We start from the raw sequence: 14,504 nt of genomic DNA on the forward strand, positions 1-14,504 counted from the left end.
TAGGCTCCTTTTCTTCGCTGTGTAGGCCGATTCCCAAATGTAAATCTGCCCCCCTGGACTTGTGTCCGGGGCGTAGGCGCTTGCTTATATTTCGACGCCATCTTCATCGCATCGGGAATGTGAAGCATGGAGCAGAGCTTTATCAATGACCGCGCGACGGACTATCAGAGTTTGAAAAATCGAGTGATGGGCGGCGCCCTGAGTCGACCGCGCTCCGATCATTTTGACGTGTTGAACCGGCACCTGCGGCCCGGCCTGGTGGCGCCGGGGCAACTGTGATTGTCCCCGACGGCCACAGCGTGAATTGTTCGGTCGAGGAAGCGTGGTTGATGCGTCATGCCGAAGAGGTGCGTCGCCACCTGGAGATGAGTGCAGCGGGCGGCGCAGCGGTGATCGACAACTATGACTTGCTGCAGAGTTTCATGGCGAATGGCTCGATTGGCATCGGCAGCGTGACGTCGGCGTGGGCGCGGCACCTGAATGAAGTGGCGCAAACGCTGGAGGACATCGAGCGGTTGCATCAGCGGTTGAAAGCCGGCGGCCTGGACAGGGCGGCATTTATCCAGCAGCGCCAGGCGTTGTTCCGGGGTTGCAGGGCAATGAGTCGTTGAAGAAAGTGCTGGGGATTTCGACCAAGAGCTATTTGCACAAGGGGGAGATCGCGGGGTATGCGAAGCGGATTCGGGAGACGGCGCAGACATCGAAGTGGTTGGGCAGAGGGACTTATGTGGGGTTGGCCTTGGACGTGGGCGTGGCGGGGTTGGAGATCAAGGAGGCGTGTGTGACGAGGCGGGAGGCACAGTGTCGAAGGGCGAAGTATGTGGAGACGGGGACGTTTATGGGGGGCGTGCAGGGGGAGGCGTGTTGGGTGCTGAGCTAACTCGTCGTGCATGCACCATTTTTTTAGGTGTCGCGACGAGAGGAAGCGGTGCTCTGACCTGCGCAATCGTTGGGGGCGCTGCTGGCGGGTATGCAGGAGGCAATCTAGGTGGCGACGGTGGCAAGTTCCTAGGCGGCAAGGTCATCGAGATGGAGGGTGATTTGATCTTTCAACCAGAGGGGGCTTAACAATGTCATGGTTTTTTGCCTACACCATCGTGATGGTGATTGGGACGTTTGTTGTTGTGGGACTGGTGCGTTATGCCACGCGCACAAAACTCGACGAGTTGGAAAGTTACTTCAGTGAAAACGCAGAGGTACGCAAACTTCTGCAACGCTGGGAAAACCAGCGGTTTGCTAGATTTAATCGCATGTGCCTCATGATCAGTATCCTCACAACGCCAAAACGACATGTGAAAGACAGGTTCGTGACTGAGGCAGAGTTGGCCTCCATACCCATAGCACTCAAGCGGTGGGCGGTAGGGTTGTATCGTCTTGCGATTTTTTTGGCTGCCTACTGGGGGCTCTGGTTCACTTGGCTCTAGATTGCCCTTTCGGCGACACATTTATTTGAAATAGTGCTGTACATCCATCCAGTACTGTCCTACATTCCATCCCAGGTGACCGGATGTCACCTGAGCTTCACTTTTTAACTATGGATGGATAAAAAATGAAATCGAAAAACGCCTTTATGCTGGGCGCAGCCATGGCAGCCTCCTGCTTCGTTTCGGCCTTTGCCCTGGCCGAGCAAACCCCTCAGAAACTCAGCGCCGAAGCGGTCAAGCAGGCCGTGGACAAAGCGCTCAAATCCGGTGGCAAGCTGGACGCGGCGAAGGTCCCGGCCAGCCTCAAGCAAAAACTCCAGGCGGCCAAGACCGGCCAGTCCAAGGCTGTCACTCAGTCCGTCAAATCCGCGCCTTTCAACACCGTGGTCGGCGAGTTGAAAAAGCCCGGCCAGGCCGAGCTGAAAAGCGCTGCCGTTGCGGCCTTCGTACCCCTGTTCCCGACTCTGGATATCAACACGCTGTACACCATCACCGGGGTGGCTCAAGGTGAAGAGTTCGCTTATCACTTCAATCTGCCTGAGAACGCGCGGATCCAGGTGCAACTGGTCAACCAGAGTGCGGGCAGCGACATGTCGTTGACCCTGTTTCAGGACGACGGCCAGGGCAACCTGAGCGTGGTGGGTTCCTCGGATGCGGCGGGCAATGCCGACGAGTATCTCAACGGTGTGCTGCCGGCCGGTGACTACTACTGGTACATGGTCGCCAAGGTTGCCAATAACTCGCAGTTCAGCTTTGGCGTGGCGGTGGACACCAACATCGACGCCTACGAGCCCAATGACTCGCCGCAAACCGCCTTTGTGCTGCCGGACTCGATGAACAAGGTGACCGGCAACCTCGACAACGCTAACGATGTCGATTACTTCGACTTCAAGGCGGTGCGTGGCCAAAGCGTGAGCATGTACCTGGCCGGTGACGCGAGCGGCAGTCGCAACCAATGGATCTTCGACCGTTTTGACGGCGTCAATTGGGTCACCATCCCTGCCGGTTCGACCTCCACCTACCCGAGTGTCACGCCGGGCACTACCGTGAAGGTGCGTGTGCGGGCCAACCCGGCGGCGGTACAAGACCCGACCAAGCAGTACCAGTTGAGCTTGGGCTCTACGCCGCGGCTGAACACATCGGATGTGAAGGGCGACAATATCGTGCGTGTACCCGCGTCGATTTTCTGGATGGCGACCCAGGCCGCACGTACGGTGAACTGGACCACCAACTGGTCCGACTCCACGGGCGCACCGCTGTTGGGTGTCACGCCGGTCCTGCGCATCGACAAACGCTTCGACGGTGCCGAGTTCCACTGGACCGACTTCAAGGCCACCACCAACAGTGCGGGCACATCCCAGGCGAGTGCCGGTATCGGTGAGTGCTTCGGCGATAACCGTGTGCAGTACCCGGACAGCAGCACCGGTGTCACCTACACCTGGGACACCACCTTCAACTTCGGCGGCTGGCGTATCGAGCTGGACGAGTTCCCGGGTGTGGGCGTGGGGGGCGAGAACGTGCCTTACGTGACCTTCGGGCACATCTGCACCCAGAACATCGTCCACTGATTCAACGGTGTAAGTAAGCAGGGGCAGCCTGACGAGGCTGCCCCTTTTTTATTCACCCGCCAATGCCAGGTCCAACGGCAGGCGCGCCATGCTCGTGCTCGTCAGCGAGCCCAGGTACAACCAGTTTCCGTACTCCCTCGCGGTGGTGATCGGCGAGTAGTTCCCCGCGCTGCCATCCTGCAGGTTGGCGATGACCTTGCCTTCGGTATCCAACCCCAGCACAAAGGCTTTGTGCTCGATAGGCTTGGGCACCACCATCAGCGCCCGCACCATCACTTTGCGCAGCGATGGATAGCCGGCAAATCTGTCCAGCAAGGGATTGCGTGGTGAGTACAGCGCTACCCAGAAGCGGTCCTGGCCGTTGAAGCTGAGGTTGTCCGGCAGTCCGGGCAGGTTGTCGAGAAACAGGTCATGGGTACCGGCGCGCTCGCCTTTGAGCCAGTAACGGCTGATGCGATAGGCGCCCGTTTCATTCACCAGCACAAAGTTTTCATCCGGGCCCAAGGCAACGCCGTTGGCGAATTGCAACTGGTCCAGCAGCACCTCGGTCGTGCCGTTGCTGAAGTCATAACGCAGTAGCCGACCATCGCCGCCATGTTCGATCACCGCTTCACCGTCCTGCCCATAACCCCAGCGGCTCGACGCGTCGCTGAAGTAGGCATAACGCCCGCTCGCGTCTACGGTGACGTCATCGGTAAAGCCAAAGGGCACGCCGTTGGCGCTGGTACTCAAGGTGGTGAGCTGGCGCTTGGCATCCAGGGCGAGCAAGCCCTTGATCCCGTCGGCAACGATCAAGCGTCCATCCGGGTGCATCGCCAGGCCCAAGGGCCGCCCACCGGTATTGACCAATACTTCCAGGCTGCGGCTGTCGGGCGAGGTGCGGATGATGCGTCCGTCATGCAAACCACTGATCAGGTAGCCCTGAGTATCCAGCAACAAGGCCTCGGGGCCGGCGATGTCCTGGGCGCCGATTCTCTGCACGCCCTTGAGGCGCAGGTTTTCGGCGTAAGGGCCGCTTTTCATCGACGGAGCCTTGGGCGGTGTCCAATTCACCGGTTGCACCTTAGTGGGCATCAACAGCAGGAAGGCGATCACCGCCAGAAACAGTACAAACAGCAGATGACGCAGTTTTTTTGGACGGGTGCTCATGACGATTCCTGGTTGTCCGGGGTGCTCGGTTCCCAGTGCAGGGTACCGAAGAGGTAATCCATCAAAGGGAGGACGATATTGAAGTTGCGCCCCTGCATCAGTTCACGACGGTGATGCAGGGCGTGCAGTTGGTGCATCTGGCGGATCCACGGCAAGCGCGCCACCGGATGCTCGGCGGGCAGGTGCTCGCAGGCGTGAAACACTTCGTAAAGTAAATACCCGAGGATCATGCACCCGGCGAACAGCCCTGCAACGTTGGGGCTCAATTGATTGAGCAACCACCAGGCGGGCAGGGTGATTGCCAGGCTGTGCAGCACGATCAGCCAGGCCGGGAACAGGATGACTCGCCAGTCGCGGGGGCTGTCGTAGGTCATGTGGCCGGGGGTGAAGAAACTGTGATGGTCGCCGGTGTGGCGTGCGTAGAACAGGCGGGCCAAGGCGTGTTTGTGGTGGCCGAGGTGGCGGTGTACGAGGTAGATGCAGAGGTTGAAGAACACCAGGGTCGCGGGCACGGTCAGCCATTGCAATGCGGATATATGGGCAGTGGATGACCAGGCCAGGGTGATGCAGGCAACGCCGTAGCCGAACACGAAACTGGCGTGGAGCCAGGGGTTGTAGTGGGGCGCGACGTTGGCGCGGTAACGGGCGCGAAAGGTCTCGGTGGGGTGGGCCATGGCGGGCAGCTCAGCGGCTTTTTGTTGGAGAGTGAGCTTAGTTGGTACTCGAATTTGTGCGAGTTTTTGCGTGGTACACCAATCTAATGTGGGAGCGGGCTCGCTCGCGAAAACGGTGTGTCAGGCACTCCATTGGGTGACTGGCTTACCGCATTCGCGAGCAAGCCCGCTCCTACATTTCGATCGCGACCGACCAGTGGCCCCTTGCGCCTGCCGAATTTACTTGTTAGCTTTTGGAAAAATGTTAACGATAACATTTGCTCTAACAATAAAAACAAAACAGAGAACCACGCCATGAAAATGCTTCCGAAAACCCTGTGTTTATTGGCTGTAAGCATCACCCTCGGCACCGCTGCTCCTGCTTTTGCCGACGCTGCCAAGCCGATTCGTATCGGCGCGTCCTTCCAGGAAATCAACAACCCTTATTTCGTCACCATGAAAAACGCCCTTGAAGAAGCCGGGGCGACCATCGGCGCGAAACTGATCATCACCGACGCCCGCCACGACGTGTCCAAGCAAGTCAGTGACGTTGAAGACATGCTGCAAAAAGGCATCGATATCCTGCTGATCAACCCCACGGATTCGGTCGGCGTGCAATCGGCAGTCAAGTCTGCCCACGCTGCGGGTGTGGTGGTCGTCGCGGTGGACGCCCAGGCGGACGGCCCGCTGGATTCCTTCGTCGGCTTGAAGAACTTCGACGCCGGCTTCCAGGCCTGTGAATACCTGGCCAAGAACATCGGCGACAAAGGCAATATCGCGATCCTCGACGGCATCGCCGTGGTGCCCATCCTCGAGCGCGTGCGCGGCTGCAAGGAGGCCGTGGCGAAGCACCCGGACATCAAGATTGTCAGCATCCAGAACGGCAAGCAGGAACGTGACCAGGCGTTGACCGTCACCGAGAACATGTTGCAGGCCCAGCCCACCCTCAAGGGCATTTTCAGCGTGAATGACAACGGCTCGCTCGGTGCGCTCTCTGCCATCGAAGCCAGCGGCCTGGACGTGAAACTGGTCAGCGTCGACGGCGCACCGGAAGCGATCGAGGCGATCCAGAAGCCCGGCAGCAAATTCATCGCCACCTCGGCGCAATACCCCCGCGATCAGATCCGCCTCGCCCTGGGCATTGCCCTGGCCAGGAAGTGGGGCGCGCAGGTGCCGGCCACCCTCCCGGTGGACATCACCCTGATCGACCAGGCCAAAGCCAAGGATTTCAGCTGGTAAATCACCCAGGCCCCACACAATCCGTGGGGCCCAGGTCATCCTTCTGAATACGAGGTCGGCGGTATGAGCAGTCTTCTGAAGCTGGAAAACATCTGTAAACGTTACCCGGGGGTACAGGCCCTCAAGTCCATCAACCTGCAAGTCGAGCGCGGCGAGATCCATGCCTTGCTCGGCGAAAATGGCGCGGGCAAATCGACCCTGATGAAGATCCTCGGCGGCGTCGAGCATCAAGACGAGGGCCAGATCCTGATCGATGGCCAGGCGCAGCAGTTCGCGACCTATCGCGATGCGATTGCCGCCGGTATCGGCATCGTGTTCCAGGAATTCAGCCTGATCCCCTACCTCACGGCGGTGGAAAACATCTTCCTCGGCCATGAGCTGAGCAACCGCTTCGGCCTGCTGCGCAAGCGCGAAATGGTCGAGGCCAGCGAGGCCTTGTTCAAGCGCCTGGGCGTGACCATCGACCTGCAATGTGCGGTCAAGCACCTGAGCGTGGCCGAGCAGCAGTTTGTCGAGATCGCCAAGGCCCTGGCCCTGGATGCGCGCCTGCTGGTGCTTGACGAACCCACCGCCACCCTCACGCCCAGTGAGGCGGAACTGCTGTTCGAGATCATGCGCGAGCTCAAGCGCCAGGGCGTGGCGGTGATTTTCATCTCCCATCACCTGGAGGAGATTTTCCAGGTGTGTGACCGCATCAGCGTGTTGCGCGACGGCGGCAATGTCGGCGTTACCGATGTGGCCGACAGTGATATCGATCACTTGGTCGAGATGATGGTCGGGCGTCGCCTGGCATGCAGTTTCCCGCCCAAACCGACCCGCGAACGCGGCCCGCTGTTGCTGGAGGTCAAGGATATCCAGCTGGTGCGCAACGGGCCCCACAACCGCTTCCAACTGCACAAGGGCGAGATCCTCGGCTTTGCCGGACTGGTCGGTTCCGGTCGCACCGAACTGGCCCTGGGCATGATGGGCGCGCTGCCGTCTGTGAGCAAAGACGTGTGGCTGCGCGGCGAGAAAATCACCCTCGACGACCCGGCCCAGGCGCTGGCCCATGGCATCGGCCTGCTGCCGGAAAGCCGCAAGAGCGAAGGGCTGATCACCGACTTCAGCATTCGCGAAAACATCTCGCTGAACAACCTGCCCAAATACCAGAACGCTTCGGGCCTGATCGACAAAAACCGCGAATGCGCCAGTGTCGAGGGCCTGATGAAGCAACTGTCGATCAAGGCTCCCAGCAGCGAAAGCCGGGTGTTCAACCTCAGCGGCGGCAACCAGCAAAAGGTGGTGATCGCGCGCTGGATCAACCACCACTGCGATGTGCTGGTGTTCGACGAGCCCACCCGTGGCATCGACGTGGGGGCCAAGGCGCAGATCTACGCGCTGATGCGCAGCCTTACCGAGCAGGGCTACGCAATCATCATGATTTCCTCCGAGTTGCCGGAAATCATCGGCATGTGCGACCGGGTCGCCGTGTTCCATAAGGGCGCCATCGTCAAGCTACTCGAAGCGTCCGCCGTCAATCCTCAAGAGGTCATGCGCCATGCAACAGGGGGCTCAAGTGAATACGTCCATTAGTACCGGCGACAGCAGCCGGCTGCGCCTCAACCTGGCGCGGCTGGTGCGCTCGCCGGCCTTCTATCCGTTCGTGGGGCTGGTGGTGGTGACCTTGGTGATGATCCTTGCCAGCGACACCTTCCTCACTGCCAGCAACCTGTCGAACATCGCCCGCCAGGTGTCGATCAACGCGATCATCGCGGTGGGCATGACCTGCGTGATCCTCACCGGCGGCATCGATTTGTCGGTAGGGCCGGTGATGGCCTTGTCCGGCACGCTCACGGCCGGGTTGATGGTCACGGGGCTGCCGCCGGGCCTAGCGATTGGCGCAGGCATGTTGATCGGCGTGGCCTTCGGCATCGGCAACGGCTTGTTCGTGGCCTACCTGCACATGCCGCCGATCATCGTCACCCTGGCGACCATGGGCATCGCCCGTGGCCTGGGCCTGATGTACACCGACGGATATCCGATTTCCGGTTTGCCGGACTGGTTTGCGTTCTTCGGCCGCGAAAGCCTGTTCGGCATCCAGGTGCCGATCCTGATCATGCTGCTCACCTACCTGGTCGCCTATGTGCTGCTGCAACACACACGCATCGGCCGCTACATCTACGCCATCGGCGGCAATGAAGAAGCCGTGCGTTTGTCCGGCGTGCGCGCAGCGCGCTTCAAGCTGCTGGTGTATGGCATCAGCGGCCTGACGGCGGCGATTGCCGGGCTGGTACTCACCTCACGCCTGATGAGTGGCCAGCCGAATGCCGGCGTGTCGTTCGAGCTGGATGCGATTGCTGCGGTGGTGCTCGGCGGCGCCTCGATTGCCGGCGGGCGCGGCGTGATCGTCGGTACGTTGCTCGGCGCCATGCTGCTCGGCGTGTTGAACAACGGATTGAACATGCTTGGTGTTTCGCCCTACGTCCAAAGCGTTATCAAGGGCGGGATCATTTTGCTGGCGATTTTTATCAGCCGTCAGCGCCACAAATAAACTCCTAACAAGAACAGGACTCGACACCATGGACAAGCACACCGAAATGCAAGCCGTCGTCTGCCACGGCCCCAAAGACTATCGCCTGGAACGCATCGGCAAACCCCAGGCACGCGCCAATGAACTGGTGATCCGCATCGCCGCCTGCGGCATATGCGCCAGTGACTGCAAGTGCCACTCGGGCGCAGCGATGTTCTGGGGCGGCGACAACCCTTGGGTCAAGGCGCCGGTGGTGCCGGGCCACGAGTTTTTCGGCTATGTGGTAGAAGCGGGCGAGGGCGCCGAAGAGCACTTCGAAGTCGCGGTGGGCGACAAGGTGATCGCCGAACAGATCGTGCCGTGCAGCAAGTGCCGTTTCTGCAAGTCGGGCAAGTATTGGATGTGCGAAGTGCACAACATCTTCGGCTTCCAGCGTGAAGTGGCCGAAGGCGGCATGGCCCAGTACATGCGCATTCCCAAGACCGCCATCGTGCACAAGATCCCCGAGTCGGTGTCGCTGGAAGACTCGGCGCTGGTGGAACCGATGGCCTGTTCCATCCATACCGTCAACCGCGGCGATATCCAGCTTGATGACGTGGTGGTGATCGCCGGTGCCGGCACCCTTGGCTTGTGCATGGTCCAGGTCGCTGCATTGAAGACGCCGAAGAAACTGGTGGTGATCGACATGGTCGACGAGCGCCTGGAACTGGCGAAGAAGTTCGGCGCCGATGTGGTGATCAACCCGTCGCGGGACAACGCCCGCGAGATCATCAATGGCCTGACCGACAACTATGGCTGCGACGTGTACATCGAAACCACCGGCGTTCCGGCCGGCGTGACCCAGGGCCTGGACCTGATCCGCAAGCTCGGGCGTTTTGTCGAGTTCAGCGTGTTTGGTGCCGAGACCAGCGTCGACTGGTCGATCATTGGCGATCGCAAGGAGTTGGACGTACGCGGCGCCCACCTCGGGCCGTATTGCTACCCGATCGCCATCGACCTGTTCGAGCGCGGCCTGGTCACGTCCAAGGGCATCGTTACCCATGACTTCCCGCTGGACGACTGGGCCGAAGCCTTCGAGCTGGCGAACTCGACCAAGTCGATCAAGGTGCTGTTGAAGCCGGTGGTCTGAAAAATGAACTACGTGATGGGTGTCGATATAGGAACCCAGAGCACCAAGGCGCTGCTGGTGGATGGTCAAGGTACGATCATCGCCCAGCACAGCCAGGGGTATCGTGTGGATACCCCGAAAGTGCGCTGGGCCGAGCAATGGCCTCAGGTCTGGCTGGATGCGGTCGAGGCCTGTGTGGCGCAGTGCATGGCCAAGGCCGGCGTGGCGGCGGAACAGGTCAAGGCATTGTGCATCAGCAGCCTGTACGGCGGCTCGGGGATTGCGGTGGATGCGCAGATCACGCCGCTGCACCCGTGCCTGATCTGGATGGATCGCCGCGCCGGCGAGCAGGTAGCCTGGGTACGCGAGCAGGTTGACCTGGACCGGCTGTTCGCGATCACCGGCAATTCGGTGGACAGCTACTATGGCTTCACCAAGATGCTCTGGCTCAAGCAGCACCAGCCTGAGGTGTGGGCGAACACCCGCTACCTGTTGCCGCCCAACAGCTATATCAATTGGTGCCTCACCGGGGAGTTGGCGGTGGACCATAGCAGCGCCGGCAATATCGGCGGTGTCTACGACGTGAAGGCGCGTGACTGGTCGGGGGAGATGCTGGATGCGCTGGGCATTCCCCAGACAATGATGCCGCAGCGGCTAGTGTATTCAGGGGAGGTGGTGGGTGGCCTGCTCGACACCTGGGCAACACGCCTGGGCCTGCAAGCTGGCACGCCGTTGCTTGCCGGTGGCGTCGATGCTGCCATGGCCACGCTGGCCGCAGGGGTCACCCAGCCGGGCAACCACGTGGCAATGATCGGCACCAGCATGTGCTGGGGTTACCTGAACCAACAGGTGGACGCCCATCACGGCTTGGTCAGCATGCCCCACGTCTACAACGGCCACCGCGACCTGTACATCTTCGGCGGTGCGATCACGGCCGGTGCCTCGGTCAGCTGGTTTCGCGAGCAGTTCTGCCAGGCCGAAGAGCAACAAGCCAAGGTTACCGGCCAGGACAGCCTGGTGCTGCTGGAGCAGCGTGCGATGAACCTCCCGGCGGGCAGCGAAGGCCTGTTGTTCCTGCCGTACCTGATGGGTGAACGCAGTCCGGTTTGGGATGACCGTGCCAGTGGCAGTTTTGTCGGCTTGAACCTTTACCACGGCCGCATTCACCTGTATCGCGCGGTGCTGGAGGGCGTGAGTTTTGCCTTGCGGCACAACATCGAAGCGGGCACCCGTGGCGCGCATTCCCTGGACCCGCGCTTGATTGTGGTGGGTGGGGCAAGCCATTCGGATTTGTGGATGCAGATCATCGCGGATATTACGCAGTACCCGGTGTACACCATCGTTCAGGAGGTGGAGGCGGCGTTGGGTGCGGCGTTGTTGGCGGCGCATTCGGTGGGGTTGGTGAGTGATGGGGAGATGGACAAAGGGTGGGTGCAATTGGCGCTGCGGGCGGAGCCCAAGGTTGAAAACGTCGGGGTTTATGACCGGGCGTTTGCCGAGTACTTGAAGCTGTATCCCGCGCTGAAACCGATCATGCATAACCTGCAAACCAACTGATTCAACACAGTCCAAAAATGTAGGAGCGGGCTTGCTCGCGAATGCGGTGTGTCAGTCAACAGATTCATTGGCGGATCCACCGCATTCGCGAGCAAGCCCGCTCCCACAGGGGATCTTCATTGCTTTTGAGATGTGTATTCATGAACGCAGCCTTCGACTTCACCCACCACCGTATCCTCGTCACCGGCGCCAGCAGCGGCATCGGTCGCGAAATCGCCCAACAGCTCATCGCCAGCGGCGCTGAAGTCTTCGCCCTGGGTCGCGACGCGCAAGCTCTGGCCCAACTCGGTTGCCACACCCTCTGCCTGGACATCGCCGACAGCGCCGCCCTCGACAAAGCCCTGCACGACCTGCCGCCGCTGCATGGCCTGGTCAACTGCGCCGGCATTTCGCGCCTGGAGCCCGCCGCTGCCATCAGCGCCGAAGCCTTCGACCAAGTGATGCAGGTTAATGCCCGTGCCGCCGCGCAAGTCGCCAGCCGCGTGGCGGCCAAGATGATAGAAGCGCAGATCGCCGGTAGCATCGTCAACGTCTCCAGCCAGGCCTCGCTGGTGGCCCTGGACGATCACCTTGGCTATTGCGCGTCCAAGGCCGCGCTGGATGCGATCACCCGTGTGCAATGCGCCGAGTGGGGTCGCTTTGGCATACGCGTCAACAGTGTCAACCCCACGGTGACGCTCACGCCGATGGCAGCCATGGCCTGGTCCGAGCCGGCCAAGCGTGACCCGGCGCTGGCGGCCATTCCATTGGGGCGCTTTGCGCAAACCGTGGAAGTGGCCTTGCCGGTGCTGTTCCTGCTGAGTCGCGCCGCCAGCATGATCAGTGGCGTCAGCTTGCCCATCGACGGCGGTTACACCAGTCGCTAGCCGTTTTCCAACTGGCCGGCGATCACCACCTTGTCCCGTGGCTTGAACGGGTCTTCCAGGCGGTCGAGCAGCAGGCGCACCGCGCTGCTGCCGGCCAGGGACGCATCGTGGGCCACGCAGGCGATGGGCACGCCAAAGATATCGGCGAAGGGCAGGCGGTCGATGCCGCAGATGGTCAGGCTGTCGTGGGCGATGTTGTGCATGCGCAGTGCGCGTAGGGCGCCGAGGGTGATCAACTGGTTGAAGCCCATGATCGCGTCTGGCGCCGAGTGTTCGGCCAGGTAGTCGAGGGTGTGCAGGTAGGAGGGCATCAGCGTGTAGTCGCCGGCCTGCACCGCGACCTCTACCTGCGGGTGTTCGGCCAGCACTTCGCGCAGGCCCTTGAGGCGCTCGACGGTGATACGTGAGTGCTCGGGGCCGGTCAGCACCAGCAGGCGCTTGAGATTTGGTGTCTGGCGCAGCAGGTAATGCGCGGCCTGGATGCCGTTGTGGTAGTTGTCGAGCACCACGCGGCTGAACGGGCTGTCATGGATCGTGCGATCGAGCAGCACCACCGGGGTCTTGCCGTTGGCCAGGCGTTCAAGGTAGTCGGGCTGATAGCTCGGCTCATCCGAGACCGGCGACAGGATGATCCCCGCCACACGGTAGCCCAGCAGGGTATCCACGGCCTTGCTTTCCAGTTCTTCCAGCTCATCGGTGTCCACCAGCATGATGGTGTAGCCGTGCTGTTTGGCCTCGCGGGAAATCGCCTTGATCATTTCGCTGTAGAACGGGTTGTCCACCGATGCGGTGATCACGCCGATGATCAGGCTCTCACTGCGCTTGAGCCCGCGTGCGAAGGCGTTGGGCACGTAGTCCATCTCCCGTGCCACTTCAAGGATGCGCGCCAGGGTGGCCGGCTTGACCAAGTCGGGTTTGCTCAACGCCCGGGACACCGTGATGGTGGTCATGCCGACGCGTTTGGCGATATCGCTGATGGTGACGGACTTTTTCTTGTTCATCGGTAAGGCTGCAAAAGGAAACACTCGCAGGCTAGCATGCGCGCAGGGGGAGGGTGATTCAAATCAATGGGTCCCAGCGCTGCGACCAGTCACTTTCAGCCTTGACCACTTCGCGCAGCAACCCCAGTGCCTGTTGCAACACCGCCGAATCCCGCGCCCGTGAATACACCAGGTAAGTGGGGAAGCTGAACTCCGGCGCCTTGGGCACGCGCTGCATCACGCCATTGTCCAGGTAGCTCTGCACCACGCGGGTACGGAAGTAGCCGGCGCCACCGTTTTCCAGGATGTACTGCAACGCCAGCGGGCCGAGGTTGAAACTCAGCGCGGCGCGGGCCTTGTCGGGCAGGGCGGCATCGTGCTGTTGGCGAAAGCCGGGGCCCCAATCGATATACACGTAGGGGGCCGGATTGCTCACCAATTGCACCAGGATCAGTTTTTCTTCCAGCACTTGCTCCACCTGCAACCCCGGCCAGTACTGCGGCTGGAACACCAGCGCGGCGTCGAGCACGCCCAGTTCCAGCTGGCGCAACAGGTACTCGCCTTCGCGTACTTCGGTGCGCAGCGCATGGCCGGGGAGATGCTGACGCAGGGCCTGGGCCCAGCCGAGCATCAATGGGTTGCACAGGCTGACCTCGCCGCCGATATGCAGCACGTTGCGGTAGCCATCGGGCAGCGGCAGGTCGCGTTTTGCCGCTTCCCAGGTTTGCAGCAATTGGTTGGCGTATACCACGAAGGCCTCGCCGTCGGCGGTCAGCCTGGCGCCGGCGCGGTTGCGCACGAACAGTGTGCTGCCTAGCTGGCTTTCGAGGCTTTTGACTCGCGCGGTGATGGCGGTCTGGGTGACGTGCAGTTTCTCGGCGGCTGCGGCCAGGCTGCCGCAGCGGGTGATTTCGAGGAAGGTGCGTGCCAGTTCGATGTCCATGAAGCCCCCCGGGGTTGAATGGAGGGCATTGTAGTGGATGGCGGCCTGACAGCCGACGACAATCTCACTGTGGCCCCACGATCCAAATGTGGGAGCTGGCTTGCTCGCGAAGGCGGCCCGACAGCCGACGACAATCTCACTGTAGCCCCGCGATCCAAATGTGGCAGCTGTCTTGCCTGCGAAGGCGGCCTGACAGCCGACGACAATCTCACTGTAGCCCCACGATCCAAATGTGGGAGCGGGCTTGCTCGCGAAGGCGGCCTGACAGCCGACGACAATCTCACTGTGGCCCCACGATCCAAATGTGGCAGCTGGCTTGCCTGCGAAGGCGGCCTGACAGCCGACGACAATCTCACTGTAGCCCCGCGATCTAAATGTGGGAGCTGGCTTGCTCGCGAAGGCGGCCTGACAGCCGACGACAATCTCACTGTAGCCCCGCGATCCAAATGTGGGAGCTGGCTTGCCTGCGAAGGCGGCCTGACAGCCGACCTGGATGTTGGATCTGCCC

General features: G+C 61.2%; 12 protein-coding genes and 1 pseudogene. 9 read left to right on the forward strand and 4 right to left on the reverse strand.

Features of this window, described 5'->3' with window-relative positions:
* Positions 1-126 precede the first annotated feature (126 nt).
* The 3 genes and pseudogenes from BMZ57_RS04170 (at position 127) to BMZ57_RS04180 (ending at position 2,992) form a co-directional block, all read left to right on the forward strand.
* A pseudogene (locus BMZ57_RS04170) lies at positions 127-1,068 on the forward strand (hypothetical protein).
* Between the two features lie 2 nt (positions 1,069-1,070).
* Positions 1,071-1,424: a hypothetical protein gene (locus tag BMZ57_RS04175; RefSeq protein ID WP_069672509.1), complete on the forward strand. Its 354-nt coding sequence runs from the start codon at positions 1,071-1,073 to the stop codon at positions 1,422-1,424.
* A gap of 125 nt (positions 1,425-1,549) precedes the next feature.
* The gene (locus BMZ57_RS04180) at positions 1,550-2,992 is read left to right on the forward strand and encodes a PPC domain-containing protein (protein ID WP_069672510.1); all 1,443 of its coding nucleotides are present in this window, start codon (positions 1,550-1,552) and stop codon (positions 2,990-2,992) included.
* A 48-nt stretch (positions 2,993-3,040) separates the two neighbouring features.
* Here the strand turns inward: BMZ57_RS04180 and BMZ57_RS04185 are convergent, their stop codons facing one another.
* Both BMZ57_RS04185 and BMZ57_RS04190 read right to left on the reverse strand, forming a co-directional pair.
* Complete coding sequence (locus tag BMZ57_RS04185) at positions 3,041-4,141, reverse strand: SMP-30/gluconolactonase/LRE family protein (RefSeq protein ID WP_044287420.1); 1,101 nt, start codon at positions 4,139-4,141, stop codon at positions 3,041-3,043.
* The gene (locus BMZ57_RS04190) at positions 4,138-4,815 is read right to left on the reverse strand and encodes a sterol desaturase family protein (RefSeq protein ID WP_044287419.1); all 678 of its coding nucleotides are present in this window, start codon (positions 4,813-4,815) and stop codon (positions 4,138-4,140) included. The genes BMZ57_RS04185 and BMZ57_RS04190 overlap by 4 nt, the downstream gene beginning before the upstream one ends.
* A 294-nt stretch (positions 4,816-5,109) precedes the next feature.
* On the opposite strand from BMZ57_RS04190, the gene BMZ57_RS04195 reads away from it, so the two are divergent.
* From BMZ57_RS04195 to BMZ57_RS04220, 6 genes are all read left to right on the forward strand, one after another.
* Entirely contained in the window at positions 5,110-6,033 is a 924-nt protein-coding gene (locus tag BMZ57_RS04195; RefSeq protein ID WP_069672511.1) for a substrate-binding domain-containing protein, read from the forward strand.
* Positions 6,034-6,096: 63 nt separating this feature from the next.
* Entirely contained in the window at positions 6,097-7,605 is a 1,509-nt protein-coding gene (locus BMZ57_RS04200) for a sugar ABC transporter ATP-binding protein (RefSeq protein WP_010209288.1), read from the forward strand.
* Complete coding sequence (locus tag BMZ57_RS04205; RefSeq protein WP_069672512.1) at positions 7,571-8,563, forward strand: ABC transporter permease; 993 nt, start codon at positions 7,571-7,573, stop codon at positions 8,561-8,563. The genes BMZ57_RS04200 and BMZ57_RS04205 overlap by 35 nt, the downstream gene beginning before the upstream one ends.
* A 28-nt stretch (positions 8,564-8,591) precedes the next feature.
* Complete coding sequence (locus BMZ57_RS04210) at positions 8,592-9,671, forward strand: alcohol dehydrogenase catalytic domain-containing protein (RefSeq protein ID WP_069672513.1); 1,080 nt, start codon at positions 8,592-8,594, stop codon at positions 9,669-9,671.
* 3 nt (positions 9,672-9,674) lie between these two features.
* Positions 9,675-11,207: an FGGY-family carbohydrate kinase gene (locus BMZ57_RS04215; RefSeq protein WP_010209292.1), complete on the forward strand. Its 1,533-nt coding sequence runs from the start codon at positions 9,675-9,677 to the stop codon at positions 11,205-11,207.
* A gap of 140 nt (positions 11,208-11,347) precedes the next feature.
* Positions 11,348-12,073 carry an SDR family oxidoreductase gene (locus BMZ57_RS04220; RefSeq protein WP_021492873.1) on the forward strand — a complete coding sequence of 242 codons (726 nt, stop codon included), beginning with the start codon at positions 11,348-11,350 and terminating at the stop codon, positions 12,071-12,073.
* Here BMZ57_RS04220 and BMZ57_RS04225 read toward each other — a convergent pair.
* Positions 12,070-13,074 carry a LacI family DNA-binding transcriptional regulator gene (locus BMZ57_RS04225; RefSeq protein ID WP_069672514.1) on the reverse strand — a complete coding sequence of 335 codons (1,005 nt, stop codon included), beginning with the start codon at positions 13,072-13,074 and terminating at the stop codon, positions 12,070-12,072. The genes BMZ57_RS04220 and BMZ57_RS04225 overlap by 4 nt on opposite strands.
* A 58-nt stretch (positions 13,075-13,132) precedes the next feature.
* Complete coding sequence (locus BMZ57_RS04230; RefSeq protein WP_010209295.1) at positions 13,133-13,996, reverse strand: LysR family transcriptional regulator; 864 nt, start codon at positions 13,994-13,996, stop codon at positions 13,133-13,135.
* Positions 13,997-14,504: the final 508 nt, after the last annotated feature.

Origin of the sequence: Pseudomonas simiae, from assembly GCF_900111895.1 — a bacterium.
Lineage (GTDB): Bacteria > Pseudomonadota > Gammaproteobacteria > Pseudomonadales > Pseudomonadaceae > Aquipseudomonas > Aquipseudomonas simiae.